Source organism: Klebsiella sp. CB_Kp196 (genome assembly GCF_040061575.1).
In the GTDB taxonomy this organism is placed as follows: Bacteria; Pseudomonadota; Gammaproteobacteria; order Enterobacterales; family Enterobacteriaceae; genus Klebsiella; species Klebsiella michiganensis.
In genome coordinates this window covers 70,588-96,818 of sequence record NZ_JBEAFH010000048.1, presented here as the reverse complement: position 1 = coordinate 96,818, position 26,231 = coordinate 70,588, and the positions used below count along the sequence as shown (strand labels likewise).

General features: G+C 56.4%; 25 protein-coding genes. 6 read left to right on the top strand and 19 right to left on the bottom strand.

Annotated features, from left to right (window positions below; genetic code table 11):
• Positions 1–150: 150 nt before the first annotated feature.
• Genes hemG through pepQ form a run of 4 tightly spaced genes read right to left on the bottom strand, consistent with a single transcriptional unit; the run spans position 151 to position 4,134 of the window.
• On the bottom strand, positions 151–684 hold the full coding sequence (gene hemG / locus ABLU87_RS16220; RefSeq protein ID WP_025108385.1) for a menaquinone-dependent protoporphyrinogen IX dehydrogenase: 534 nt from the start codon (positions 682–684) through the stop codon (positions 151–153).
• An 11-nt stretch (positions 685–695) separates the two neighbouring features.
• Complete coding sequence (gene trkH, locus ABLU87_RS16215; protein WP_025108386.1) at positions 696–2,147, bottom strand: Trk system potassium transporter TrkH; 1,452 nt, start codon at positions 2,145–2,147, stop codon at positions 696–698.
• Positions 2,148–2,188: 41 nt separating this feature from the next.
• The gene (locus tag ABLU87_RS16210; protein WP_122116944.1) at positions 2,189–2,803 is read right to left on the bottom strand and encodes an IMPACT family protein; all 615 of its coding nucleotides are present in this window, start codon (positions 2,801–2,803) and stop codon (positions 2,189–2,191) included.
• A complete protein-coding gene (gene pepQ, locus ABLU87_RS16205) occupies positions 2,803–4,134 on the bottom strand; it encodes a Xaa-Pro dipeptidase (protein ID WP_009652560.1) in 1,332 nt (443 codons plus the stop codon). The genes ABLU87_RS16210 and pepQ overlap by 1 nt, the downstream gene beginning before the upstream one ends.
• Positions 4,135–4,325: 191 nt before the next feature.
• Between pepQ and fadB the strand changes: the two genes are divergently transcribed.
• The 3 genes from fadB to ABLU87_RS16190 all read left to right on the top strand — a co-directional run bounded on the left by fadB (position 4,326) and on the right by ABLU87_RS16190 (position 8,240).
• Complete coding sequence (gene fadB / locus ABLU87_RS16200; RefSeq protein WP_122116945.1) at positions 4,326–6,515, top strand: fatty acid oxidation complex subunit alpha FadB; 2,190 nt, start codon at positions 4,326–4,328, stop codon at positions 6,513–6,515.
• Between the two features lie 9 nt (positions 6,516–6,524).
• Positions 6,525–7,688, top strand: coding sequence for an acetyl-CoA C-acyltransferase FadA (gene fadA / locus ABLU87_RS16195; protein WP_122116946.1), 1,164 nt, complete (start codon positions 6,525–6,527; stop codon positions 7,686–7,688).
• Positions 7,689–7,928: 240 nt separating this feature from the next.
• Positions 7,929–8,240, top strand: a complete 312-nt coding sequence (locus ABLU87_RS16190) for a hypothetical protein (protein ID WP_025108389.1) — start codon at positions 7,929–7,931, stop codon at positions 8,238–8,240.
• 44 nt (positions 8,241–8,284) lie between these two features.
• Here ABLU87_RS16190 and fre read toward each other — a convergent pair whose 3' ends face one another.
• Positions 8,285–8,986: an NAD(P)H-flavin reductase gene (gene fre / locus ABLU87_RS16185; RefSeq protein ID WP_014227484.1), complete on the bottom strand. Its 702-nt coding sequence runs from the start codon at positions 8,984–8,986 to the stop codon at positions 8,285–8,287.
• 54 nt (positions 8,987–9,040) lie between these two features.
• Positions 9,041–10,510 carry a 4-hydroxy-3-polyprenylbenzoate decarboxylase gene (gene ubiD / locus ABLU87_RS16180; RefSeq protein WP_014227483.1) on the bottom strand — a complete coding sequence of 490 codons (1,470 nt, stop codon included), beginning with the start codon at positions 10,508–10,510 and terminating at the stop codon, positions 9,041–9,043.
• A gap of 177 nt (positions 10,511–10,687) precedes the next feature.
• Between ubiD and rfaH the strand changes: the two genes are divergently transcribed.
• Complete coding sequence (gene rfaH, locus ABLU87_RS16175; RefSeq protein WP_004097595.1) at positions 10,688–11,176, top strand: transcription/translation regulatory transformer protein RfaH; 489 nt, start codon at positions 10,688–10,690, stop codon at positions 11,174–11,176.
• Positions 11,177–11,182: 6 nt separating this feature from the next.
• On the opposite strand, the gene tatD is transcribed toward rfaH, so the two are convergent.
• The 9 genes from tatD to udp form a co-directional block, all read right to left on the bottom strand.
• A complete protein-coding gene (gene tatD, locus ABLU87_RS16170) occupies positions 11,183–11,977 on the bottom strand; it encodes a 3'-5' ssDNA/RNA exonuclease TatD (protein WP_162934418.1) in 795 nt (264 codons plus the stop codon).
• A gap of 30 nt (positions 11,978–12,007) precedes the next feature.
• A complete protein-coding gene (gene tatC / locus ABLU87_RS16165; RefSeq protein ID WP_004097593.1) occupies positions 12,008–12,781 on the bottom strand; it encodes a Sec-independent protein translocase subunit TatC in 774 nt (257 codons plus the stop codon).
• 2 nt (positions 12,782–12,783) lie between these two features.
• Positions 12,784–13,323: a Sec-independent protein translocase protein TatB gene (gene tatB, locus ABLU87_RS16160; RefSeq protein WP_014227481.1), complete on the bottom strand. Its 540-nt coding sequence runs from the start codon at positions 13,321–13,323 to the stop codon at positions 12,784–12,786.
• Positions 13,324–13,326: 3 nt separating this feature from the next.
• Positions 13,327–13,581 (bottom strand): Sec-independent protein translocase subunit TatA, encoded by a 255-nt coding sequence (tatA, locus tag ABLU87_RS16155; protein ID WP_025108391.1) that lies wholly within the window; start codon positions 13,579–13,581, stop codon positions 13,327–13,329.
• Positions 13,582–13,658: 77 nt separating this feature from the next.
• Entirely contained in the window at positions 13,659–15,299 is a 1,641-nt protein-coding gene (gene ubiB, locus ABLU87_RS16150; protein ID WP_025108392.1) for a ubiquinone biosynthesis regulatory protein kinase UbiB, read from the bottom strand.
• On the bottom strand, positions 15,296–15,901 hold the full coding sequence (locus tag ABLU87_RS16145) for an SCP2 domain-containing protein (RefSeq protein WP_116280835.1): 606 nt from the start codon (positions 15,899–15,901) through the stop codon (positions 15,296–15,298). The genes ubiB and ABLU87_RS16145 overlap by 4 nt, the downstream gene beginning before the upstream one ends.
• A 13-nt stretch (positions 15,902–15,914) precedes the next feature.
• A complete protein-coding gene (ubiE, locus tag ABLU87_RS16140; protein WP_004097585.1) occupies positions 15,915–16,670 on the bottom strand; it encodes a bifunctional demethylmenaquinone methyltransferase/2-methoxy-6-polyprenyl-1,4-benzoquinol methylase UbiE in 756 nt (251 codons plus the stop codon).
• A gap of 70 nt (positions 16,671–16,740) precedes the next feature.
• Positions 16,741–18,189 (bottom strand): DNA recombination protein RmuC, encoded by a 1,449-nt coding sequence (gene rmuC / locus ABLU87_RS16135; RefSeq protein WP_046878124.1) that lies wholly within the window; start codon positions 18,187–18,189, stop codon positions 16,741–16,743.
• A gap of 138 nt (positions 18,190–18,327) precedes the next feature.
• Positions 18,328–19,089: a uridine phosphorylase gene (gene udp, locus ABLU87_RS16130; protein WP_004097583.1), complete on the bottom strand. Its 762-nt coding sequence runs from the start codon at positions 19,087–19,089 to the stop codon at positions 18,328–18,330.
• A gap of 267 nt (positions 19,090–19,356) precedes the next feature.
• Here udp and ABLU87_RS16125 point away from each other — a divergent pair, with 267 nt between their 5' ends.
• Complete coding sequence (locus tag ABLU87_RS16125; RefSeq protein ID WP_064358787.1) at positions 19,357–20,169, top strand: dienelactone hydrolase family protein; 813 nt, start codon at positions 19,357–19,359, stop codon at positions 20,167–20,169.
• Positions 20,170–20,172: 3 nt separating this feature from the next.
• Here ABLU87_RS16125 and ABLU87_RS16120 read toward each other — a convergent pair whose 3' ends face one another.
• Positions 20,173–20,862, bottom strand: a complete 690-nt coding sequence (locus ABLU87_RS16120) for a transporter substrate-binding domain-containing protein (RefSeq protein ID WP_032747379.1) — start codon at positions 20,860–20,862, stop codon at positions 20,173–20,175.
• Positions 20,863–21,068: 206 nt separating this feature from the next.
• Complete coding sequence (gene metE / locus ABLU87_RS16115) at positions 21,069–23,330, bottom strand: 5-methyltetrahydropteroyltriglutamate--homocysteine S-methyltransferase (protein WP_122116947.1); 2,262 nt, start codon at positions 23,328–23,330, stop codon at positions 21,069–21,071.
• A gap of 232 nt (positions 23,331–23,562) precedes the next feature.
• Between metE and metR the strand changes: the two genes are divergently transcribed.
• Complete coding sequence (gene metR / locus ABLU87_RS16110; RefSeq protein WP_004097578.1) at positions 23,563–24,516, top strand: HTH-type transcriptional regulator MetR; 954 nt, start codon at positions 23,563–23,565, stop codon at positions 24,514–24,516.
• Here metR and ABLU87_RS16105 read toward each other — a convergent pair.
• Together ABLU87_RS16105 and yigL are read right to left on the bottom strand one after the other, a co-directional pair.
• The gene (locus ABLU87_RS16105; protein ID WP_122116948.1) at positions 24,404–25,303 is read right to left on the bottom strand and encodes a carboxylate/amino acid/amine transporter; all 900 of its coding nucleotides are present in this window, start codon (positions 25,301–25,303) and stop codon (positions 24,404–24,406) included. The genes metR and ABLU87_RS16105 overlap by 113 nt on opposite strands.
• An 88-nt stretch (positions 25,304–25,391) precedes the next feature.
• The gene (gene yigL, locus ABLU87_RS16100) at positions 25,392–26,192 is read right to left on the bottom strand and encodes a sugar/pyridoxal phosphate phosphatase YigL (RefSeq protein WP_122116949.1); all 801 of its coding nucleotides are present in this window, start codon (positions 26,190–26,192) and stop codon (positions 25,392–25,394) included.
• Positions 26,193–26,231: the final 39 nt, after the last annotated feature.

Below are 26,231 nucleotides of genomic sequence, written 5' to 3'. Positions count from 1 at the left end.
CATCGCTGAATCCCGCTGACCCGGCGGGCTGTAAGCCGTTGTTCCGTGTCAGTGGGAGCGCATTATAGGGAGTAATTCCGAAGTGACAAGGGGAAATTTCAAAAAACTTTTCGTTCGCTCAACTTTCCATCACCAGGGTGATTTAACGCGCTATTTGCTGGTCATTTGCGCAATTTCCCGCGCAAATCTGCCCACCTGCTGCCAGTCGGTATACACCACTTCTTTAGTGACATCCGTTTCGCCGCCGGTCATCTTCATAATAAGGCGAATCATAAACCGATCGTACCAACGATAGCGTGGATAGCGGAGCGCGCCGGCAAACACCGCGCAGTGCTGCGGCTGCCACGGCGAGTTAAGCAGAAACTTGCGGGTGTAGCTGTTGGTCTGCGGCGTTCGTTTTTCTGGCTTACGCGCGACGAGGTTGACCGAGAAAAAGGCGCCCGGTAGCGCCTGCAGCGACTGAAGATGCGTTTTTACAAACCGTTCTAAGGCGGGATGAAAATGACCATAGCGGATTGATGCGCCGATGACGACACGATCGTATAAGGGCCACTCCACTTCATTGGTGCGGTTGAGATCGATCGTGTCCGCATCAATCCCCTGCTCTTTTAATTCAGATGCCAGATAGGAGGCGATTTCACGCGTCTGTCCGTCGCGGGTAGAAAAGAGAATCAAAGTTTTCACAGGCACTCCTGTTATTCGCGCCAGAAAGTCGGAGTAAATAGCACCAGCAAGGTGAACACTTCCAGACGACCAAACAGCATATTAGCAATCAAGATCCATTTTGCGACAGGGTTCATCGTCGCAAAGTTATCCGCCACAACGCCCAGCCCAGGGCCAAGGTTATTCAGCGTCGCAACGACCGAAGCAAAGGCCGAGAAATCATCCACGCCGGTGGCGATAATCGCCAGCATACTAATGATAAACACCAGCGCATAGGCGGAGAAGAATCCCCAGACGGCTTCCAGGATACGTTCCGGCAGCGCGCGGTTCCCCAGTTTAATACTGTATACCGCGTTAGGATGTACCAGCCGTTTAAGCTCACGGTTACCCTGCTTGAAAAGCAGAAGAATACGGATAACCTTCAAACCACCGCCAGTCGACCCGGCACAGCCGCCGATAAAAGCCGAACAGAGGAGGAGGACCGGTAAAAATAGCGGCCAGCGCGCAATGCTGTCGGTCGTGAAGCCCGCCGTTGTCGCCATCGATACAACCTGAAAGAACGCCTGATTCACCGTCATGAGCGCCGAACTGTAGACGTCATGCAGCCACAGCACCAGGGTACATACCACCACCAGCGTGAGCTGCACGCCGATGAACATGCGGAATTCGGGATCGCGCCAGTACACTTTCAGGCTACGCCCGCTGAGTAATGAAAAGTGCAGGCCGTAGTTACAGCCCGATATCAGCAAGAAAATCGCAATAATGGAGTTAATCGTTGGGCTATTAAAGTAGCCCACGCTGGCGTCATGGGTGGAGAATCCGCCAATCGCAATCGTCGAGAAGCTGTGCCCGATGGCGTCGAACGCCGGCATGCCGGCAAACCACAGCGCCAGCGCACAGGCCACCGTCAGTAAGACATAGATAAGCCACAGCGTTTTCGCCGTCTCAGCAATGCGCGGCCGCATCTTGTTATCTTTCAGCGGCCCGGGCATTTCCGCCCGATACAGCTGCATCCCCCCGACGCCCAGTATCGGCAGTATCGCTACCGCCAGCACGATGATCCCCATCCCGCCAAACCATTGCAGCATCTGACGATAGAAAAGAATGGCGTGGGGTAACGAATCTAACCCAACCAGCGTGGTTGCCCCGGTCGTTGTCAGACCCGAGAAGGATTCAAAGAAGGCATCCGTAATGCTCAGGTTGGGCTGTTCAGAGAAGATAAAGGGCAGCGAACCGACGCTTCCGAGCACCGTCCAGAACAGCACGACGATGAGAAACCCTTCGCGGGATTTCAGTTCACCCTTCTCATGACGGTTGGGCCACCACAGCAGCGAACCGATCGCCAGGGCAACAAAAAAGGTCTGGGTAAACGCCCGCCCCGCACCATCGCGATATATCAGGGCTATTAATCCCGGGAGGATCATTGTCCCCGAAAACAAAATGACCAGCAGTCCAACGATTCGGGTTATCGCGCGAAAATGCATCTCTGGCGCTTCCTTTGATATGCAAAAAAATCAGGTGGGGATTATTCGTCAATCTTCAGTAATTGCAACGAACCGCGACTAAAATCAGCCAGTTTTGCTGAAAATAGCGCCACTTCAGCCTGAGGAAGCGCCACGCGCAGCTGAACAGACGCTTGATATTCGCTTTCGACAATTTTCCCTGAGAACTGAGCCAACAGCGTTTCAATCCCGGCCAACTGCCCGTATTCACACTGCAAAGTATACGCGGTCAGCGGCGTCTTGCGCTGTGTTGTCAGCAGCGCAAGCGCCTGGTGCACACCGCCGCCGTACGCTTTGACCAGGCCGCCGGTGCCCAGCAGAATACCACCGTAGTAGCGCACGACGACAGCGGTTATCTCGCCGACGCCGCTACCCATCAGCTGCGCCAGCATCGGTTTACCCGCCGTCCCCGCCGGTTCGCCATCGTCGGAAAACCCCAGCTGCTGCGAGTCATTCGGAGGCCCGGCGACCCACGCCACGCAGTGGTGACGGGCATCCGGGTGATCCGCCCTGACTGACTCGACAAACGCCTTTGCCGCCGTTACGCCGTCGGTGTGCGCCAACAGCGTGATAAAGCGGCTCTTTTTGATCTCTTCCACAAAGGTGGCCGGCGCGGCCGGTATCAACCAGCTTTCCATTACGCCAGTTTCAGATCGCGCGTCATGTTTTCAATACTGTTTTCGTGGATCACGACGTTGTCTTCAATACGAATACCGCCAAACGGTTTCAGCGCTTCAATTTTCTGCCAGTTGAAGTGTTTGCTGAACTGCCCTTCGCGCCACGGCGCCAGCAGCGATTCAATAAAGTAGATGCCCGGTTCAATCGTCAATACCATCCGCGGCTGCAGTACGCGCGTGCAGCGCAGGTAAGGATATTTTGCCGGCGCGGCCAGATGGGTACCCGAATCATCCTGCATAAAACCCGCGACATCATGAACCTGGAGACCTAAAGGATGACCAATGCCGTGTGGCATAAACGGTCCGGTCAGGTCGTTTTCCACCATCGCTTCTTCGCTCATATCTTTGACTATCTGATGTTTGCGCAGCAGTTTGGCAATACGCTGATGGAACTGGACATGATAATCCACGTAGCTCACGCCCGCCTTCATGGTGCTAATCAGCGCCAGCTGTTCCTCATTAACGTCTTTAATCAGTTGAGCATAGTCACTATCGCCATGCGCCGCCCAGGTACGCGTCAGATCCGCCGCATAGCCGTTATATTCCGCGCCCGCATCCAGCAGGAAGCTGCGCAATTCCGCCGGCGCGCGATGATCCAGCTTCGTATAATGCAGCACGGAGGCATGTTCGTTCAGCGCCACAATGTTGCTGTACGGTACATCGGTGTCGCGATGGCCGGTCGCGGTCAGATAGGCCTGGTTGATATCAAACTCGCTCATCCCGGAGAGGAACGCTTCATGAGCGGCCTGATGACCGTTAACCGCTGACTTCTGCGCTTCGCGCATGCAGGCCAGCTCATAGTCAGTTTTATAAGAACGATAGTAGTGCAGATAATCGATCGCCCCTTTCGGGTTGATTTTATCCGCCGCGATATCTAACCCCAACGCACGTTCTGGCACCGGCCCGATATAGGCAATATTGCCGCGCGCGGCAGGCAGCTGGCTACCGATACCATCCGCTTTCGGCAGGGCAATCACATCCACCTCTTCGGTCCAGAATGAGGTCGGCAGCGGTTCCACGTTATGCCAGTAGTCGACCGGCAGATAGAACCACAGTTTGGGTTTATTGACGCCGTCCACCAGCAGCCAGCAGTTAGGGACCTGCGTAACCGGCACCCAGGCTTTGAACTGGGGATTGACCTTGAACGGATACGGATGATCGTCAAGGAAGACGTTGACCAGTTCACCGGAGTGGATCAGCAGGGCATCCAGCTTAAAGCGGGCCAGAACATCGCGGGTGCGTTCTTGTAAGGTAACGATATGATTTTTATAGAGACCGGCAAGGGATTCCATCATTTATCCTTTGATTTTATGAGATCGTGATGCTTCGCATCTTAGCACAATGACCTCAAACGGGGTGATCTCTACTGGGTGTGATCCGACCAGCATTTATTTAAAGTCTTATTTGCAATTTCTTAACATAAAATCCACACTCCGTCTCATCTGGTACGACCAGATCATATTGCTGGATTCAGGAGACTGACATGCTCTACAAAGGCGACACCCTGTACCTCGACTGGCGGGAAGACGGCATTGCCGAACTGGTATTTGATGCCCCCGGCTCGGTCAACAAGCTCGATACCGCAACCGTAGCCAGCCTCGGTGAAGCGCTGGACGTACTCGAAAAACAAAAAGATCTGCAAGGGCTGCTGCTACGCTCCGAGAAAGCCGCTTTTATTGTCGGCGCGGATATCACCGAATTTCTTTCTCTGTTCCTGGTTCCCGAAGAACAGCTCAGCCAGTGGCTGCATTTCGCTAATAGCGTATTTAATCGCCTGGAAGATTTGCCGGTTCCGACCATCTCCGCCGTCAACGGCTATGCGTTGGGCGGCGGCTGCGAATGCGTGCTGGCGACCGATTATCGCCTGGCGACGCCGGATCTGCGCATTGGTCTGCCGGAAACGAAGCTGGGCATCATGCCGGGCTTTGGCGGCTCGGTGCGGATGCCGCGGATGCTTGGCGCGGACAGCGCGCTGGAAATCATTGCCGCCGGTAAAGACGTTGGCGCCGAACAGGCCTTAAAAATCGGCCTCGTCGATGGCGTGGTTAAGCATGAAAAACTGATCGATGGCGCGGTCGCGATTCTGCGTCAGGCTATTAAAGGCGACCTGGACTGGAAGGCGAAGCGCCAGCCGAAGCTGGAGCCGCTGCATCTGAGTAAAATTGAAGCCGCGATGAGTTTTACCATCGCCAAAGGCATGGTGGCGCAAACCGCCGGGAAGCACTACCCGGCCCCGATTACCGCCGTTAAAACCATCGAAGCCGCCGCCCGCTTTGGTCGCGAAGAAGCGCTGGATCTGGAAAATAAAAGTTTCGTCCCGCTGGCGCATACCAACGAGGCGCGTGCGCTGGTAGGTATCTTCCTTAACGATCAGTACGTCAAAGCAAAAGCGAAGAAGCTGACGAAAGATATCGACACGCCAAAACACGCGGCCGTGCTGGGCGCGGGAATTATGGGCGGCGGCATTGCATACCAGTCAGCCTGGAAAGGCGTGCCGGTCGTCATGAAAGATATCAACGACAAATCGCTGACGCTGGGCATGACCGAAGCGGCCAAGCTGCTGAATAAACAGCTTGAGCGCGGCAAAATCGACGGTCTTAAGATGGCTGGCGTCATTTCTACTATTCAGCCAACCCTGGATTACGCCGGCTTTGAACGCGTGGACGTCGTGGTCGAAGCCGTTGTTGAGAATCCGAAAGTGAAAAAAGCGGTGCTGGCGGAAACGGAAGACAAAGTCCGCCCGGATACCGTGCTGGCTTCGAATACCTCCACCATTCCCATCAGCGAGTTGGCCAGCGTACTGAAGCGCCCGGAAAACTTCTGCGGTATGCACTTCTTTAACCCGGTGCACCGGATGCCGCTGGTCGAGATCGTTCGCGGCGAGAAAAGCTCGGACGAAACCATTGCGAAAGTGGTCGCCTGGGCCGGCAAAATGGGCAAAACGCCGATTGTGGTCAACGACTGCCCCGGTTTCTTTGTTAACCGCGTGCTGTTCCCCTACTTCGCCGGTTTCAGCCAGCTGCTGCGCGACGGCGCGGACTTCCGCAAAGTCGATAAAGTAATGGAGAAGCAGTTTGGCTGGCCGATGGGCCCGGCCTATCTGCTGGACGTCGTTGGCATTGATACCGCGCATCACGCGCAGGCGGTCATGGCGGCGGGCTTCCCGCAGCGGATGCAGAAAGATTATCGCGATGCGATCGATGCGCTGTTCGACGCTAACCGTTTCGGCCAGAAAAATGGCCTCGGCTTCTGGCGCTACAAAGAAGACAGTAAAGGTAAGCCGAAGAAGGAAGAGGATACCGCAGTCGATAGCCTGCTGGCGGAAGTCAGCCAGCCGAAGCGTGATTTCAGCGATGAAGAGATTATCGCCCGCATGATGATCCCCATGGTCAACGAAGTGGTGCGCTGTCTCGAAGAGGACATTATCGCCACCCCGGCAGAAGCCGATATGGCGCTGGTTTATGGCCTGGGCTTCCCTCCGTTCCACGGCGGCGCGTTCCGCTGGCTGGATACGCTCGGTAGCGCAAAATATCTCGATATGGCCCAGCAGTATCAGCATCTCGGCCCGCTATACGACGTGCCGGAAGGATTGCGCAGCAAAGCGCGTCATAACGAACCGTACTATCCACCGGTTGAGCCTGCCCGTGCGCCAGGCGACCTGAAAAAGGCTTAAGGAGTCACAATGGAACAGGTTGTCATTGTCGATGCAGTTCGTACCCCGATGGGCCGTTCAAAGGGCGGCGCCTTTCGCCACGTGCGCGCAGAAGATCTCTCCGCGCACCTGATGCGTAGCCTGCTTTCACGCAACCCATCCCTTGAAGCCAGCACGATTGACGATATTTACTGGGGCTGCGTTCAGCAGACTCTGGAACAGGGCTTCAATATTGCCCGCAACGCGGCGCTGCTGGCGGAAATCCCGCATTCGGTACCCGCCACCACGGTCAATCGGCTGTGCGGTTCTTCCATGCAGGCGCTTCACGACGCGGCACGCATGATCATGACCGGCGACGCCACCGTATGCCTGATTGGCGGCGTAGAGCATATGGGCCACGTCCCGATGAGCCACGGCGTAGATTTCCATCCGGGCCTGAGCCGTAACGTCGCCAAAGCCGCCGGAATGATGGGGCTGACGGCAGAAATGCTGGCGCGCCTGCACGGCATCAGCCGCGAGATGCAGGACCAGTTTGCGGCTCGCTCCCACGCCCGCGCCTGGGCTGCGACGCAATCCGGCGCATTCAAAGCGGAAATTGTCCCAACCGGCGGTCACGACGCCGACGGCGTGCTGAAGTCTTACAGCTACGACGAAGTGATTCGCCCGGAGACAACGGTTGAAGCGCTGGCCGCGCTTAGACCCGCTTTCGATCCGGTAACCGGAACCGTGACGGCGGGAACCTCATCCGCCCTCTCCGATGGCGCCGCAGCCATGCTGTTAATGAGCGAAAGCCGCGCCCGCGAGCTGGGCCTGAAGCCCCGCGCTCGCGTGCGTTCGATGGCTGTCGTTGGCTGCGACCCGTCAATAATGGGCTATGGTCCGGTTCCCGCGTCAAAACTGGCGCTGAAAAAAGCCGGGCTCTCCACCAGCGATATTGATGTGTTCGAAATGAACGAAGCTTTTGCCGCGCAGATCCTGCCGTGCATTAAAGATCTGGGACTGATGGAACAGATCGACGAGAAGATCAACCTCAACGGCGGCGCGATCGCCCTGGGTCATCCGCTCGGCTGTTCCGGCGCGCGCATTAGCACCACATTGATCAATCAGATGGAGCGCAAAGACGCGCAGTTCGGCCTGGCGACGATGTGTATTGGTTTAGGTCAGGGTATCGCGACGGTATTCGAGCGGGTTTAATCAAAGAGTCATCTCAAAGCCATTGGTGCCAGAACAAGGCGGCAAGTGAATGAATCCCGATGAGCTTACATATAGTAAGTGATTCGGGTGAATGAATGCAGCCAACGCAGTTATGGTGACAATGGCGAAGAGAGAGGGTTTAGTTGCCGTTCTTCCCGCCTGTCAGGGGCGGGTTTTTTATTTCCGCTATTCGGTTATTATCACCGGATACGTCACGCTCATTAAGGATAATGAAGAGTCATGAAAATAATCCCCATCATTTTTTTGCTAACGACGTTCCCTGCCGCAGCGCTCGCCAGCGAACAGGATAACGCTCAGGCCTGCCTCTCATGGGGGATCGGTAAAATGGCGCAGGATCCGCAAAGCGAGCGGTTCAAGGATCTGACCGTCACCGATATCACTACCGAACGCTATGATGAGAAGATAGGCAGCCAGCATATCGCGACGCAGCTAGCCGCCACGCTGGAAAAAGAAGGGAACCCGGTAGGGAAAATGCTCTGTTTGCTGGAAAACGAGCGACCGCTGTACGTTTACTTCAGCGATGCCCGGTAACAACAGCATCCGGGCCAAAAGCCCGGATGCCGGCAGAGCGGCTATCAGATAAACGCAAAGGCATCGCCAAACAGGCGATCTTCGCGCGCGCCGCGCTCGTTGCAGAACAGGTCGCGGGCAATTTTCGCCATCTCGAAGCGGCCAGCGATATAGATATCATGCTCGCCCAGCGTACCGTAATCCTGCAGAACCGCCGTGAGTACGGTTCCGGTACGGCCACGCCACTCGGCGTCAGGCTGCTCAACAACGGGTTCGACGCGCAGGCCCGGATGCTGCAGGCTTAACGCTTCGAGCTCGGCCAGGTCATAGAGATGTTTCGCTTCGCGCCCGCCCCAGTAGATGGCGATATCGCGATTCGGATTGCGCGCCAGCGCGGTGAGCAGAATCGAACGCACGTAAGAGAAGCCCGTTCCCCCGGCGATTAAAATCAGAGGACGTTCTTCATCATCGCGCAGCCAGGCTTCGCCATGCGGCATATCGACCTCGATTTGACGCTCTTTCAGGATTCGATCCATCACCGCCATCGCATACAGGTTCAGTTCAGATGCACCGATATGCAGCTCGATAAACTCCTGTTCCGACGGCGTGGAGGCCATCGAGAATGGGCGCTTATCGCGTTCGTCCATCACGACCATCAAATACTGACCGGCACGGAAGGAAAACGCCGCTTCCGGCACTAATCGAACGCGATACACAGTATCGGTAATCGCCTCCACTGAGGTCACTTTACAGCTTAAGGTTGTCATGCGTCCCCTCTGTCGGGTCTATTGTGCAAAACAGCGGCGTAGCCCCGCTTACTGTTATTTGAAGATAGCCAGTTCATCCCAGATGGCGTCGACGCGCGCCGTCACCTCAGGATCTTTCTTGATCGGACGACCCCACTCGCGCTGGGTCTCTCCAGGCCATTTATTTGTGGCATCCAGCCCCATTTTTGAACCCAAACCGGAAACCGGTGAGGCAAAATCCAGATAATCAATTGGCGTATTTTCTACCAGTACCGTATCACGCGCCGGGTCCATACGGGTAGTAATCGCCCAAATCACATCATTCCAGTCGCGCGCGTTGACATCGTCATCGCAGACAATAACGAACTTGGTATACATGAACTGGCGGAGGAACGACCAGACGCCCATCATGACGCGTTTCGCGTGACCGGCGTACTGCTTCTTCATCGTGACGACCGCCAGGCGATAGGAACAGCCTTCAGGCGGCAAATAGAAATCCACGATTTCAGGAAACTGCTTTTGCAGAATGGGGACGAACACTTCGTTCAGCGCAACGCCCAGTACCGCCGGCTCATCCGGCGGACGCCCGGTATAGGTCGAGTGATAGATGGCATCTTCACGCTGAGTAATGTGGGTAACGGTAAAGACCGGGAAGTTATCCACTTCATTGTAGTAGCCAGTATGGTCGCCATAGGGGCCTTCCGGCGCCATTTCTCCGGCTTCAATATACCCTTCCAGCACGATCTCCGCGCTGGCGGGCACCTCAAGATCGTTAGAGATGCACTTCACGACTTCGGTTTTGGTGCCGCGCAGTAGCCCGGCAAAAGCATATTCGGAAAGAGTATCCGGAACCGGAGTCACCGCCCCGAGAATGGTTGCCGGATCGGCGCCCAGCGCGACGGAGACCGGGAAACGCTCGCCAGGACGCGCCGCGCACCACTCCTGGAAGTCCAGCGCGCCGCCGCGATGCGATAGCCAGCGCATAATCAGCTTGTTCTTGCCAATCAGCTGCTGGCGATAAATGCCCAGATTCTGCCGCTCTTTATGCGGGCCGCGGGTCACCGTCAGACCCCAGGTGATCAGCGGCGCGGCATCTTCCGGCCAGCAGGTCATGATCGGGATACGGGTCAAATCAACTTCATCACCCTGAATGATTTTTTGCTGGCACGGCGCTCCGCGCAGACGCTTAGTCGGCATATTCAGCACCTGTTTGAACTGCGGCAGCTTATCAAACAGATCGCGGAAACCTTTTGGGGGTTCCGGCTCTTTCAGGAATGCCAGAAGCTTACCCACTTCCCGCAGAGAACTGACATCCTCCTGCCCCATCCCCAGCGCGACTCGCCGCGGCGTGCCGAAAAGATTACACAGCACCGGCATGGCGTAGCCCTTGGGATTTTCGAATAGCAGCGCCGGACCGCCAGCTCGCAAAGTGCGGTCGGCAATTTCGGTGATTTCCAGGTGAGGATCGACCGGCAGGGAGATCCGTTTCAATTCCCCCTGCTGCTCCAGTAATGTCAGAAATTCGCGTAGATCGTGGTATTTCATGGAGTTGTTATTGACCTCTATACAGGCGGGTGATTATACGGCGTTCGCCGGAGCTATGCTGTATTTTTGTTAAATTAGCGTGAAAGAACGCTGAAATTTAGTTTTCACCCGCAATGATTTCGCGATCGTACCGGGCTTTTGTTATGCTTGCAGCTAGTAGCATTGGAAAGAGTCATTATGCAAGCCTGGTACTTACTTTATTGCAAACGTGGGCAGCTTGAACGAGCCCAGGAACACCTTGAACGGCAGGCCGTCAATTGCCTGATGCCAACGATCGAGCTGGAAAAAATCGTCCGCGGTAAACGCACGACGGTCAGCGAGCCCCTGTTCCCAAATTATCTGTTTATCGAGTTCGACCCGGAAGTGATTCATACCACTACCATCAGCGCCACGCGCGGTGTGAACAGTTTTGTGCGTTTCGGCGCGCTGCCCGCTATCGTGCCATCTGCCGTCATTCATCAGCTTTCCATCTACAAACCGGAAGGTATCACCGATCCTGAAACGCCGCACGAAGGCGACAGCGTGCTGATTACCGATGGCGCTTTTGAGGGTCTGCAGGCTATTTTTACCGAACCGGACGGCGAAGCCCGCTCGATGCTGCTGCTGAATCTGCTTAACAAGCAGGTGCTCCAGAGCGTTAAAAATACTGACTTTTATAAAATCTGACGGCGCTTAAAAACCCACGCCAAAAAGTCTTCTGACGTTAGCATCAGTCACGTCTTCCAGCCATTGCGCCTCCTCCCCACGCCATTGCGCGATGCGGGTCAGAATATGCGGCAGGTAGGCGGGCTCATTGCGGCGAGAAGCGGGTTTTGGCAGCATATCTCGCGGCAACAGGTACGGCGCATCGGTCTCAATCAGCAGGCGCTCTGCCGGAATATCGACCAGCAGCTCTCGCAGCTCCAGCCCCCGACGCTCATCGCATACCCAGCCGGTGATACCAATAAATAAACCGTGCTCCACGCATTCGCGCATCTCTTCGCGGCTACCGGTAAAACAATGCACAACGGCCCCCGGGAGCTTATCAAGCCAGGGCACCAGCAGGGCCAGGAAGCGCTCGTGCGCATCGCGGCAGTGCAGAAATACCGGCATCGACAGCTCCGCGGCCAGCGCCAGCTGAGCGCTAAACGCCGCTTCTTGCTCCTGAGGCGTCGAAAAATTGCGGTTGAAATCCAGCCCGCACTCACCCACCGCAACGACTTCCGGCTCGCGAGCCAGCGCATAGACCGCTGCCGCCGCCGAGTCCGTCCAGCTGCGACTGTCGTGGGGATGAACGCCGGCCGTTGACCAGCACCCGGAATAACGGCGCGCCAGCTGCTGCGCCTGCGCGCTTTCATGCAGGTTGGTTCCCGTCAATAGCATCCCGCTGACGCCCGCCGCCCGGGCCCGGGAAACCACCTCGTCGCGATCGCGGGAAAACTGCGAACTGGTCAGATTTACGCCGATATCAAACATCATCGCTCCCATACGGCAACCGCCCTGGCGGGCGGTTGAACGTTATTCTTCTTTGCCCTGCGCCTCTTCGGCAGCGGCATCCTCATCACGCGTCAGGCGTTTACCGGTGTAGAACCGCGCGAAGAAGACCCCGACCTCAAACAGACAGTACATCGGAATCGCCAGCAGGGTTTGCGAGAACACGTCCGGCGGGGTCAGCAGCATCCCGACAACGAATGCGCCAACCAGTACGTAGGGGCGTTTCTTACGCAGGTCGTCCGGCGTGGTGACGCCCATCCAGCACAGCAGCACGATGGCCACCGGAACCTCGAATGAGACGCCAAAGGCGATAAACAGCGCCATCACAAAGTCGAGGTAGCTGCGAATATCGGTAGAGACCTGTACGCCTTCCGGCGCCGCGTGGGTCAGAAAACCAAACGCCAGCGGGAAAACGACGAAGTAGGCAAAGGCCATGCCGATATAGAACAGCAGCGTACTGGAGACCAGCAGCGGCATAACCAGCCGACGTTCATGCTTATACAGCGCTGGCGCCACAAAGGCCCAGACCTGATACAAAATGACCGGGACCGACAAAATTATCGATACCATAAAGGTCAGCTTGATCGGCGTGAAGAAAGGCGAGGCCACATCCGTGGCGATCATGGTCGCACCGACCGGCATCTGCCGAATCAGCGGCGCGGAAACCAGCTGATAGATATCGTTGGCGAAATAGACTAACGCCAGGAAAATCACCAGAATCGCAAGAATGCTGTTGATCAAGCGCTTGCGCAGCTCAATCAGATGCGTAATTAGCGGTTGAGTATCGTCTACGCCCATTTTTACTGTTTATCACTCGGTACAGGGGAGGAGGAATCGGAAGCCGACACGGCAGCTTTCACTTTCGCTGCCGGGATTTCACTCTGCGAAGCGGGGAGTTCTTCAGACACGGAGTCAGGCGCATGCTCTGGCGCACTGGCCTGATGTTCAGCCGTCGCTGGCGTCACGTCCTTGCGCTGCTCTTCACTCCCTTTTACGACCGGGTTGTGAATGGTATTGGCTTCATCGCTGGCTTTTTCAGGATCGTGGGCGGAGTAGGATCGCTTCATAGATTCAGCCGCTTCACGCAGTTCATCCATTGAAGCTTTTAGCTCGGGCGTCAGGTTGTCCAGGCTGGCCTTTTCCACCTTTTTAAGGCTTTCCTGAAACTCCTGCAGTTTTAATTCCTGGGTAATTTCATTTTGTACGGTAGCCGCAAGCGACCGCAGCGTGCGGATCCAGCTCACCACCGTCTTTACCGCTACCGGTAGTCGCTGTGGCCCCAGAACGATGAGGCCAATCACGAATACCAGCAGCAGCTCACTAAAACCGATATCGAACACGAATTACACCTGCTCTTTGTCGTGGCGTTTAGTCTCGTCTTTCTTTGCATCATCCGGCTTATCAGCAAGGGTCTTCGCCGCGAAATCTGCATCCGGCGCGGAGGATTTTTCCGGTTTCTCTTCGTCGCTCATGGCCTTTTTAAAGCCTTTGATCGACGCCCCTAAATCTGAACCGAGCGAGCTCAGCTTTTTTGTCCCAAAAAGCAGAACCACGATGACGACAACAATGAGTAACTGCCAAATACTGATACCACCCATACACATTCCCCTATGACAGATGATGAATTATTAGGACGCATTATACACATTATGCGCAGTGATAAAGGCGGCCGCCGTCAGTTCGTCTTTCGCCAGCCGATAAGCCAGGTTACGACCCCAGCGGCCATCAGCCAGCCTGGCATCATGCCCCACTCGGGACGATGAATGAATAGCAGCGTACCACTCAGTAATAAAACCGCGCCTATACCGAACAAATAGCGGGACTGACCCTGGCGCACGTGCCGCACCTGGATGTCGCGCACGATGGTATCGACGCTATTCTGCAGCTGCTTGCTTTGCTGCAGGCTCTGGTAAACCAGCTCAGGTATTTCCGGCATTCTTTCGATCCAGAACGGCGCTTTTTCTTTAAACGCCCGCACCAGAGCCGGAATGCCCACCTGATCTTTGATCCACGATTCAAGGAACGGTTTCGCCGTTTTCCACAAGTCTAACTGAGGATAGAGCTGGCGACCTACACCTTCTACGTAAAGTAATGTCTTCTGCAGCAGAACCAGCTGCGGCTGCACTTCCATATTGAAACGTCGCGCCGTATTAAACAGGTTCAACAACACGTGGCCAAACGAGATTTCCGCCAGCGGTTTTTCAAAGATAGGCTCGCAGACGGTACGAATAGCAAACTCGAACTCTTCGACGTTGGTATCCGCGGGAACCCAGCCGGAATCAACGTGCAGCTCCGCAACTTTGCGATAATCGCGGTTGAAGAAGGCAATGAAGTTCTCCGCCAGATAGCGCTTATCTTCTTTGTTCAGCGAACCGACAATACCGCAGTCAATACCAATGTACTGCGGATCTTCCGGATGATGACGGCTGACAAAAATATTGCCCGGATGCATGTCGGCATGGAAGAAGCTGTCGCGGAAAACCTGCGTAAAGAAGACCTGCACGCCACGCTCGGCCAGCAGCTTCATGTTAGTCCCTTGCGCTTCCAGCGCGGCGACGTCGGACACCGGGATCCCGTAAATCCGCTCCATCACCATCATGCCTTCGCTACAGTAGTCCGAATAAACTTCCGGGACATAAAGCATTGGGCTCTCGTCGAAGTTGCGGCGAAGCTGGATAGCGTTAGCCGATTCACGCAGCAGGTTGAGCTCATCCAGCAGCGTTTTTTCATATTCGCGAACCACTTCCTGCGGGCGAAGGCGACGGCCGTCCGGTAACAGACGCGGCACCCAGCGGGCAAGACGGTAGATAAGCTTCATATCCGCTTTGATAACCGGCACGATATCCGGGCGGATCACCTTAATGACCACCTCTTTACCGTTCTCTTTCAGACGCGCGGTATGCACCTGGGCAATAGAAGCGGAAGCGAGCGGTTCAACAGAGAAGTCATCAAACCAGGCTTCTACCGGCAGGCCGCCCATGGCTTGCTCAATCTGCTTTTTGGCCTGCAGACCGTCAAAGGGCGCGACGCGATCCTGCAGCATGGCCAGCTGATCGGCAATGTGCGGCGGAAACAGGTCGCGACGGGTCGAGAGCATCTGACCAAACTTGATCCACACCGGCCCCAGTTCTTGTAATGCGAGGCGCAGTCGCTCGCCAAGAGGACGATCTTTATGGCGGTTGGGCATCCAGAACAGCATCCGCCGCCAGATTCGCAGCGGCAGCGTGATACGCATTTTGGGAATGAGCTCATCAAGCCCGTAGCTCAAAAAGGTGTGGACGATAAAATACAGGCGCCGTAATTCTCCTGGCGTCATTTGCCCTCCAGCGTGTCCAGCCGTTTTTCCAGCGCGGCCAGGGTTCGTTCTACCGCAGCGGTTTCCTCTGCAAACCAGGCCAGCTCCAGCGGCCCCGGCGCCAGGCGCCACTCTTCGGTAATCGCTTCCGCGACATAGCGCTGCTGGCGTTGAGCGCCATGCAGAAGAAAGTGAGCGCCGCCGCGGAATACTTTACTAAAGCCTTCCGCAACCACATCACCGGTATACGGGGCAAGCAGTTCAGCCGGATCGAACTCTGCCAGATCGCACAGCGTGACGGTATTTTGCACCACCTGCAGGTCGCCCTGCACTTCAAGATCGCCGCTGCGAATCAGCGCGGTAAGCTGCTGGCGATTGCGCAATTGCGGAAGCACGCTAAGGCGGGTACGTACGGTGCAATCAGCCTCACCTTCCCACGCGCCCAGCACGTCCAGCTGACGTTCGCTAAAAACCAGCACCACAGGATCGGAAAGCTCTTGCAGCTCGATGCGCAGCACTTTCCCCAGCAGGCGCTGGCGCGCGGGTTTCAGCGCCCGATCGCGCCAGAGGAAGGTGTTAAGGACCGTCTCAAGACCGGCGGTGACCAGTGGTTTGAAAGGCATAGCGTCCCTCCTGTCAGAACTTATATCCGCGGTGTAGCGCAACGATACCTGCCGTCAGGTTGTAGTAGTCGACGCTTTCAAACCCTGCGTCCTGCATCATGCCTTTCAGCGTGTCCTGATCGGGATGCATTCGAATAGATTCAGCAAGATAACGATAGCTTTCGGCATCTTTAGCAACCAGCTCACCCACGCGCGGCAGGATATGGAAGGAATAGGCATCGTAGGCTTTACTGAGCGGCTCAATAATCGGTTTTGAGAATTCCAGCACCAGCAGGCGGCCGCCCGGCTTTAATACGCGATACATTGAGCGCAGCGCTTTTTCTTTGTCGGTCACGTTACGCAGACCGAAAGAAATCGTAATGCAATCAAAGGTGTTGTCTGCAAAAGGCAGCGCTTCAGCGTTTGCCTGGACGTATTCCACGTTGCCGACAATACCAATGTTACGCAGCTTTTCGCGGCCCATTTTCAGCATAGAGTCGTTGATGTCCGCCAGCATCACGCGGCCGGTTTCACCCACCAGGCGAGAGAATTTCGCCGTCAGATCGCCGGTACCACCAGCCAGATCCAATACGGTTTGCCCGCGGCGGACGCCGCTGCAGTCGATGGTGAAACGCTTCCACAAACGATGAATACCGAACGACATCAGGTCGTTCATTACGTCATATTTTGCGGCCACAGAATGAAATACATGCGCCACCATGTCAGCTTTCTGCTCTTTGGCGACAGTCTGAAAGCCAAAATGCGTCGTTTCTTGTGAATCCTCAACCATCTCAATGCCTGCTTGCTTATCAAGAAAATGTTCGTTGAGTGTAACAGGTTTAGCGCACTTCCCATACGCTTCAACGTGGCCGGGAGCCGCCCCCAAACATGGCAGTAGCCGTAGGATCGGATGAAATATCGTTATCTTCCGGCGGGTTACCCCCCTGCGCAAGGCGGTATTCTTCATCCTGGGCCGTCGCCTGTTCAACTAACTCAGGATTAATCTCACGCTTAACCTCCACGCCCAGCTCACGGAATGATTCCGCCTGTACCAGCAGGTTACCTCGTCCGGAGGCGAGCTTTTTCATCGCCTGGCGGTAGTTATCCTGAGCTTTATCCAGGCCCTGTCCGATGGCGGACATATCATCGACAAACAGGCGCATCTTGTCATACAGCCGCCCCGCTCTTTCGGCAATTTTCTGCGCGTTACGGCTCTGATGCTCATAGCGCCAGAGATTGGCGATAGTCCGCAGCGCCACCAGCAGCGTGGTTGGGCTCACCAGCATGATGTTGTTCTTCAGCGCTTCGCTAATGAGTTCTGGCTGACGATCGATAGCCAGCAGGAAGGCGGGCTCCACCGGGATAAACATCAGAACGTAGTCGAGCGAACGCAGCCCCGGCAGCTGCTGGTAGTCTTTACGCCCCAGCAGGCGCATATGGTTGCGTACCGAAGCGATATGCTCCTGCAGCGCCGCTTCACGGGTGTAATCATCTTCGGCGTTGAAATAGCGCTCATAGGCCACCAGGGTCATCTTGGCATCGATCACCACGTCTTTCCCCTGCGGTAAACGGACAATCACATCGGGCTGCATCCGCGCGCGGTTGTCCGTTTCGATGCTGACCTGGGTCTGATATTCATATCCTTCCCGCAGTCCGGACGCTTCCAGCACGCGGGTCAACACCACCTCGCCCCAGTTGCCCTGGGTTTTGTTATCGCCTTTGAGCGCGCGCGTCAGGTTTAGCGCCTCCTGGGCCATTTGCGCATTCAGCTGCTGAAGATTGCGGATTTCATGGGCCAGAGTATGGCGCTCCCGCGCTTCCTGACCAAAGCTATCCTGCACCTGCCGACGAAAGCCATCCAGCTGTTCGCGAAGCGGCGTCAGCAGGCCGTGCAGGCTCTGGCGATTCTGCTCATCCACCCGCCGGTTGCTGTGCTCAAAAATGCGATTTGCCAGATTCTCAAACTGTTCGCTAAGACGCTGCTCGCTGTTCACCATCTGGCGAATTTTGTCTTCCGCATGTAGCTGAGTGGATTCAAGTCGGGTGGTCACTTCGCGAAGATCGGCTTCCAGCGAGGCGTTGATATCGCGCAGGCTGCGCAGTTCGTTATTGAGCAGTTCACACTCTTCTCGCCAGTGTGACTCCTGCACCAGACGTTGGCGGGCCGCGCTCAGCTCAATATCCAGCTCGCGCCGCTCATCGATAAGATCGGCGCGAATTTGATCGGCGTGCGCTTTGGTCGCCAGCCAGCCGACAATCAGCCCGACGGCCAGCGCCACAACGGCACTAATAATAATTGAGATATCCACAACGCCCCCTGCGGCAACGACTTACGGCACAAAATAGAATTGTGCTGTACAAACGTCCAGTTTGAAAGGGTTTTCCTGCGAGGCGCTACGCAAAAAAGAAGGGCCGGAGAGTCCGACCCCTGGCAGAAGAAAGGGTAACTACAGCAGGCGGCGCGCCGCTTCCACGACAATTTTCACCGCGTGGCTTTCGGTTTGCTTCATGGTTTCCGCGTTCGGAATTTCCTGCTGGGTACGGTTGACGATAACTCCGGCAACCATCCCGGCGCGCAGGCCCTGGCTGGCGCACATCGTCAGCAGCGTGGCGGATTCCATTTCATAGTTCATCACGCCCATCGCCTGCCACTCTTCCATCGAGCCTTTAAAGCGGCTAACAACGCGGCCGGAGAAGGTATCGTAACGTTCCTGGCCCGGATAGAAGGTGTCGGAAGAGGCGGTGACACCGATATGGGTGGTCGCGCCGATAGACTTCGCCGCTTCAACCAGCGCGGTAGTACATTCAAAGTCAGCCACCGCCGGGAACTCCATTGGCGCAAAGTGCAGGCTTGCGCCGTCCAGACGGACGGACGCGGTCGTCACCAGAACGTCGCCGACATTAATATGCGGCTGAATGGCGCCGGTGGTGCCGATGCGCAGGAAGGTACGGATGCCCAGCTGGGCCAGCTCTTCCACGGCGATAGAGGTCGATGGGCCGCCGATACCGGTAGAGCAGACAATCACTGCTTTACCATCCAGCTCAGCGCGCCAGGTGGTGAATTCACGGTGAGATGCCAGCTTAACCGGCTTATCCATCAGCGCGGCGATCTTTTCCACACGCTCCGGATCGCCAGGGACGATAGCCAGCGTAGCCCCTTGTAAATCGTTTTTGGTGAGGCCGAGATGAAAAACATCAGACTTGGACATAAAAAACTCCTCTGTGGGTCGAATTATCAGCAGAAGCAAAACGGTACTTTACAGAAGCTGTCGGCTCAATTTTGTGACCACAATCACCATGAATGAAATTCATTGCAATAACTTTCCATAAAAGAGTGATATACATCACATTAACAAGCTAAATCGCAGAAGCCTGAACAAAAGATAGCCTGTTTCGGGCACTGTGTTTGATTAACGTCCTGTCCAGAGCAGCTATAGTTATTGATGCGCTAATAAATTGAGGGTACGGAGAATACCATGACGACAATTAAGCAAACCGGCTTTGCACCTGCAGCCACGCCGCACGCCTCAACTGCCGTTCACACATCAGATGAGAACATCATCTCCGGGGAGACATCCATCCCTTCACAGGGAGACAACATGCCGGCGTTCCATGCTCGCCCGCGCGGCGTCGACGGTCCGCTGCCGGTCGTTATCGTGGTCCAGGAAATTTTCGGCGTGCATGAACATATCCGCGATATCTGCCGCCGTCTGGCAAAGGAGGGGTATCTGGCTATCGCACCGGAGCTCTACTTCCGCCAGGGCGATCCTAATGATTACAGCGACATCCCTTCTCTGTTCCAGGGACTGGTCAAAAAGGTGCCGGATTCTCAGGTGCTGGCCGACCTCGATCACGTGGCCAGTTGGGCCTACCGCCACGGCGGCGATGCCCATCGCTTGCTGATTACCGGCTTCTGCTGGGGCGGGCGTATTACCTGGCTGTACGCTGCACATAATCCGCAGTTAAAAGCCGCCGTCGCCTGGTACGGCAAGCTGGTCGGCGAGAAAACGCTGAATTCGCCGAAGCATCCGGTCGATATTGCCGTCGATCTTAACGCGCCGGTGTTAGGGCTTTATGGCGCGAAAGATGACAGCATCCCGCAGGACACGGTGGAAACGATGCGTCAGGCGCTGCGGGCGGCCAACGCCACGGCGGAAATCGTGGTTTACCCGCACGCCGACCACGCATTTAATGCCGACTATCGCGCCAGCTATCATGAAGAGTCGGCAAAAGACGGCTGGCAGCGGATGCTGGCCTGGTTTGCGCAGTATGGCGGTAAGCGCGGTTAACGATCAGCTATTGCCGATATGGCGGCTCACCATCCCGGCAATAGTACCGTCCGCTATCCAGGAAGAGAGGCGGCGGCAAATAAATTCATAGTGCTGCGTCGCATTGCGCGGTACGCATATCGCCTGGTGTATCTGGCTAAAGCTGTCGGTCAGAACGCGAAACTGCGGATTCTCCTGCGCAGCTTTCTCCAGAGGCTGGCGAATACCGGCCACCCAATCGCCTTCGCCGTTGATAAATGCCTGAATAGCCTCCTGTGAGGTGGCGTACTGGCGCATCGTCGCATGCTGCAGCGTGCGAATCAGATACAGCTCGTAGGCCGCGCCTTTGCCCACGTTAATTACCACGCCTGCGCGGTCCATCTCCTGAACCGATTGAATCTGGCTCTCTTTTTTCACCATCAGCGAGCTTTCGATAGTGACGTAGGATGGCGTAAAGCGAAGCTTATCTTCCCGCGCCGGGTCGATAGCCAGAAAGGCGATATCCCATTGATCCTGCAGCGCCGCGTCCACTACCTGCCCGGCCGTCGGCCAGGTCACAAACCGCGCTTCGCGCTGGCTCTCTGCAGCCAGTTTCTTTGCCAGCTCGACGGTAATCCCCCCCGGAGACCCATCCGGCAGCAGTGTCGTAAGCACCGGATTACCCAGATTAATGGCAAAACGCAAATACCCTTTTTGATCGTGGTGTTCAATCATCTTTCACCTCAGGAGAGTTATCACAGCTTCGGTTCAGGGAACGCTTAACTGTAGTCAAAGACATCCGTCCTGAGCAACAGCCGGGAGCGGGTGGACGTTATCCAGACGCTGCCGCTTCACGCCGAACAGTTCTTCACATTCGGTTTTGCCAGCGAAGAGAAGAAACCAAAAAAGGAGGCCGGGGCCTCCCACAAGTGTGATTTATATTACGCCTGGCGCAGGTTTTGCGCGGCCTTGACCATGTTGGCCAGCGCGGCGCGCGTTTCCGTCCAGCCGCGGGTTTTCAGGCCGCAGTCCGGGTTCACCCACAGGCGCTCTGCCGGGATACGCTGCGCGGCTTTTTCCAGCAGCGCTTCAATCCACTCCACGCTCGGCACGTTCGGGGAGTGAATGTCGTACACGCCCGGCCCGATTTCATTCGGGTAGTCGAACGCTTCGAACGACTCCAGCAGCTCCATATCAGAACGCGAGGTTTCGATGGTAATCACGTCCGCATCCAGCGCGGCGATGGAATCCATGATGTCGTTGAACTCGCAATAGCACATATGGGTGTGGATCTGCGTGTCGTCTTTCGCCACCGCGGCATTGATACGGAAAGCTTCCACCCCCCATGCCAGATACGCATCCCAGTCGCTACGCTTCAGCGGCAGGCCTTCCCGCAGGGCCGGTTCGTCGATCTGGATGATACCGATACCGGCGGCTTCCAGATCCGCCACTTCATCGCGCAGCGCGAGGGCTATCTGTTTCGCAATCGTTTCACGGCTGACGTCCTCACGCGGGAAGGACCAGCAAAGAATGGTCACCGGGCCGGTCAGCATGCCTTTTACCGGTTTGTAGGTCAGGGACTGAGCATATTTTGCCCACTCGACGGTGATCGCCTCCGGGCGGCTGATATCGCCGATGACCACCGGCGGTTTGACGCAGCGGGAGCCGTAGCTCTGTACCCAGCCGTTCTGCGTGAAAATAAAGCCGTCCAGGTGTTCGCCGAAGTATTCCACCATATCGTTACGCTCGGCTTCACCGTGTACCAGCACGTCCAGCCCCAGTCGCTCCTGCTCAACGATCGCCTGCTTAATGTGTTCGGCGATGCCGGTGCGGTAACGGTTAGCGTCGAGATTTCCCTTTTTGAAGTCCAGACGCAGGCCGCGGATCTCGGTGGTCTGGGGGAAGGAGCCGATGGTGGTGGTTGGCCAGGCCGGCAGCTTAAAGCGGGCGCGCTGCGCTTCGGCGCGAACTTCGTAGACGCTTTGGCGCTGGCTGTCCTGAGCGGTAATGGCCGCCAGACGCTTCTCTACCGCAGCGTTGTGCACGCGGGTTGACTGGCGACGTGCCTGGATCGGCGCGCTCCAGTCAGCAATCGCCGCGGTGTCGCCGCTGTTCAGCGCATCGCGCAGCAGCGCCAGCTCCCGGCATTTTTGCAGGGCGAAGGCAAACCAGCTCTTCACTTCGGCATCGAGCCGCGTTTCCACGTTCAGATCGATCGGGCTGTGCAGCAGGGAGCAGGAAGAGGCTACCCACAGTTCACGTTTGCCGACGATATCTTTAACCTGCGCGTATTTCTCGCTCAGATCGGCGCGCCAGACGTTGCGGCCGTTGATCAGCCCCGCGGAGAGCAGCCAGTCGGCAGGCAGGCGCTTATGCAGTTCGGCGACATCGTCCTGGCCGTGGACCAGATCCACATGCAGGCCCTGTACCGGCAGTGCGGTAATGGTGTCGAGGTTATCGGTAATGCCTTCAAAGTAGGTAGTCAGCAGCAGCTTAAGCTGACCGCTAAGGGCCGCGTAAACCGGTTTGAAGGCATCCAGCCACGCCTGCGGCAGCTCGAGCACCAGCGCCGGTTCATCAATCTGCACCCACTCAACGCCGCGTTTTGCCAGTTCAGTCAGCACCTGCTGGTAAACAGGCAGAATATCGTGCAGCAGGTTCAGGCGGTCGAACGGCTCGCCTTTCACCTTACCGAGCCACAGATAGGTGACTGGCCCAAGCAGGACGGGCTTCACTTTGTGGCCCAGCGCCAGCGCTTCGTCCACCTCATCCAACAGCTGGTTCCAGCTCAGTTTGAACTGCTGGCCCTTCACAAATTCCGGCACTATGTAGTGGTAGTTAGTGTTAAACCATTTGGTCATTTCCGCCGCCGCGGCCGGTTCGCCGGTCGGCGCGCGGCCGCGGCCTATGCGAAAAAGGGTATCGATATCAACGGAGCCGTCTTTGTTCTGATGACGAGCCGGCACGTTGCCAAGCCACAGGCTGGTGGTCAGAACATGGTCGTACCAGGCGAAATCGCCCACCGGTAGCAGGTCAATGCCCGCCTGCTTCTGCTGTTCCCAGTGGCGAGCGCGCAGTTCGCGGCCAACGGCCAGCAGTTCTTCGCGGCTGGTATTGCCCGCCCAGTAGCTTTCTTGCGCTTTCTTCAGCTCGCGGCGCAGGCCAACGCGAGGGAAACCGAGGGTGTGGTTAATAATTGTCATTTTTTGAGCCTCATAATTGCAATCCGAAAGATTTCGGATTTAGGGAAGGCGGCAAACTTGCTCATCCCCAGGAGCTTACTGAAGTAAGTGACTGGGGTGAGGAAGTGCAGCCAACGCTGCCATAAATTCGAAAGATAAAGGATTTAGACGTCCAGATGTTTACACATCCATAATTGGCAGTTACTGTATATTCCTCAAGCGCAAATTATTCATGCCGAAGTGAAGGACTTTCATGATCGAAATTAAACACCTGAAAACGCTCCAGGCGTTGCGGAATAGCGGCTCTCTGGCAGGCGCGGCGGCGGCCCTGCACCAGACCCAATCCGCCTTGTCCCACCAGTTCAGCGATCTGGAACAGCGCCTCGGCTTCCGTCTGTTTGTACGTAAAAGTCAGCCGCTGCGCTTTACGCCGCAGGGAGAGATCCTGCTGCAGCTGGCCAATCAGGTCCTGCCGCAAATCAGCCGCGCCCTGCAGGATTGCAATGAGCCGCAGCAAACCCGGCTGCGTATCGCCATCGAATGCCATAGCTGTATTCAGTGGCTCACTCCGGCACTGGAGAGTTTCCGCGCCCGCTGGCCGCATGTAGAGGTGGACTTTCAGTCCGGGGTGATCTTCGACCCGCAGCCGGGCCTGCAGCAGGGCGAGCTGGATCTGGTGATGACCTCCGATATCCTGCCGCGCAGCGGACTACACTATTCGCCAATGTTTGATTTCGAAGTGCGCCTGGTGATGGCGCCGGATCATCCGCTGGCGACAAAGGCGCGCATCGCGCCCGAGGATTTAGCGACTGAAATGCTGCTGATTTATCCGGTCCAGCGCGCACGTCTGGATATCTGGCGTCACTTCCTGCAGCCTGCCGGGATTAGCCCGCAGCTGAAGAGCGTCGACAATACGCTGCTGTTAATTCAGATGGTGGCGGCGCGAATGGGCATCGCCGCCCTGCCGCACTGGGTCGTGGAAAGCTTTGAGCGCCAGGGCCTGGTGGTGACCAAAACCCTGGGCGAGGGACTGTGGAGCCGACTGTACGCCGCGGTGCGCGACGGCGAGCAGCGCCAGCCGGTTACCGAGGCGTTTATTCGCTCAGCGCGGAACCACGCTTGCGATCATTTACCGTTTGTGCGGAGTGCGGAGCGACCCAGCGTCGATGGACCCATAGCGAGGCCAGGATCACCAGAGCGCCAATAATAAAGCTCGGCCAGCGGGGCTGCGTCTGCCAGATGGCCAGGTTCACCAGCAGCCCGGCAGGCACGTGCATATTGTTCATGATGCCGAGCGTACCGGCATCCACCTGGGTGGCGCCGTAGTTCCACATAAAGTAACCAATCCCGGATGCCGCCACGCCAAGAAAGGCCAGGATGCCCCACTGTAGCGAAGTTTCCGGCATTTTCTGCGCGTTACCCAGCATCGACCAGGCAACCGCCGCCACCAGAAACGCCCCGATGTAGAACCAGGCGAAGGCGTTATGCTGCGGCATCGGACGCGTTTCCATCAGGCGCTTGTATCCCACCATGCCAATCGCGAAGCTGATGTTGGAGAGTTGAACCAGGATCAAACCGGTCCAGAAATGGTTGGTCACCTGGTCATAACGGATGATGCCCGCGCCGATTACCGCCAGCAGCGCGCTGCAGGCGTAGCCCCAGCGCAGGCGACGGCGGCTCATCATATCGTAAATCAGCGTGATATAGAGCGGCGTCAGGACGGTAAACAGCAGAAGCTCCGATACCGTCAGGTACAGATAGGCCTGGAAACTCAGCATATACATAATACCGAGCTGCATCGCCCCCACCAGCATATACAGGCCGATGGTTGACAGGCTCTGCCCGCGGGTGCGCAGGAAGGGCAAAAACACCAGCGCCGCCAGGCCAACGCGCGCCAGCACCGCAAAATAGCTGTCGACGTGGCCTGCCAGGTATTCGCCATACAGGCTAAAGGAAAAGGCCCACAGAATGGTGGTGATAATCAGTAGCGCCACAATGAATGTCTCATAGAGTAAAGAACACGCATTGTAGCGGAGTGATAGGTTGACGACTGCTCATTAATTAAACAATCGTCAATCTTTTTTAGTCAAGATAGAGTTTACGCAGGTAGTGGGGAACGGCGTCATCGACGTTGCTGCCGATCACTTCCAGCTCAGGATGCAGGTCTTTCAGCCGCTGGTGCGCGTTGGCCATAATGCAGCCCTTGCACGCCATTGACAGCATTTCCGCATCGTTCATACCGTCGCCGAAGGCGATACACTCTTTCAGGCTATAGCCGAGCATTTTCGCCACGGCCTCCAGCGCATGCCCTTTCGACACGCCGCCCGCCATTACTTCGAGGCAGGTAACGGTAGAGAAGCTCACGTTCACCCGATCGCCCCAGCGGGCGTTGATCGCCTGCTCCAGCGGCAGCAGATGCTCATGCTTATCGCAGGTGAAAAAGACTTTGCTGATCCCTTCAGGATCCAGCTCGCCCGGCTCGTACAGCTTGTAGTTAAACACCGCCTCTTTGAAGAAGCGCATCTCTTCCGGACGATGGCGATTCATATACCACTCATCTTCACGATAGACGTTGGTCACAATCGCCGGATCGTTACGCATCATTTCGAACAGGTCGGCGGCGATATCGCGGTCAAGGTTGTGGGCGAAGATCTGCTTCCCTTCGCTATCGTGTACGCGAGCGCCGTTCGAGGTGATCATATAGGATTTAATGCCGAGATTATCGCGAATTTGCCCAACATCGATGTAGTGGCGGCCGGTCGCGAACACGAAGTTGATACCGCGTGCGGTAAGCAGCTTCAGCGTCTCTTTGGCGTAGGGAGTTAAGCAGTGATCGGGAGAAAGCAGCGTGCCATCTAAATCAGACGCAACAACCTGGTACATAAAAATTTTAACCTCTAAGCAGGGCGACGAGCGTTTCGC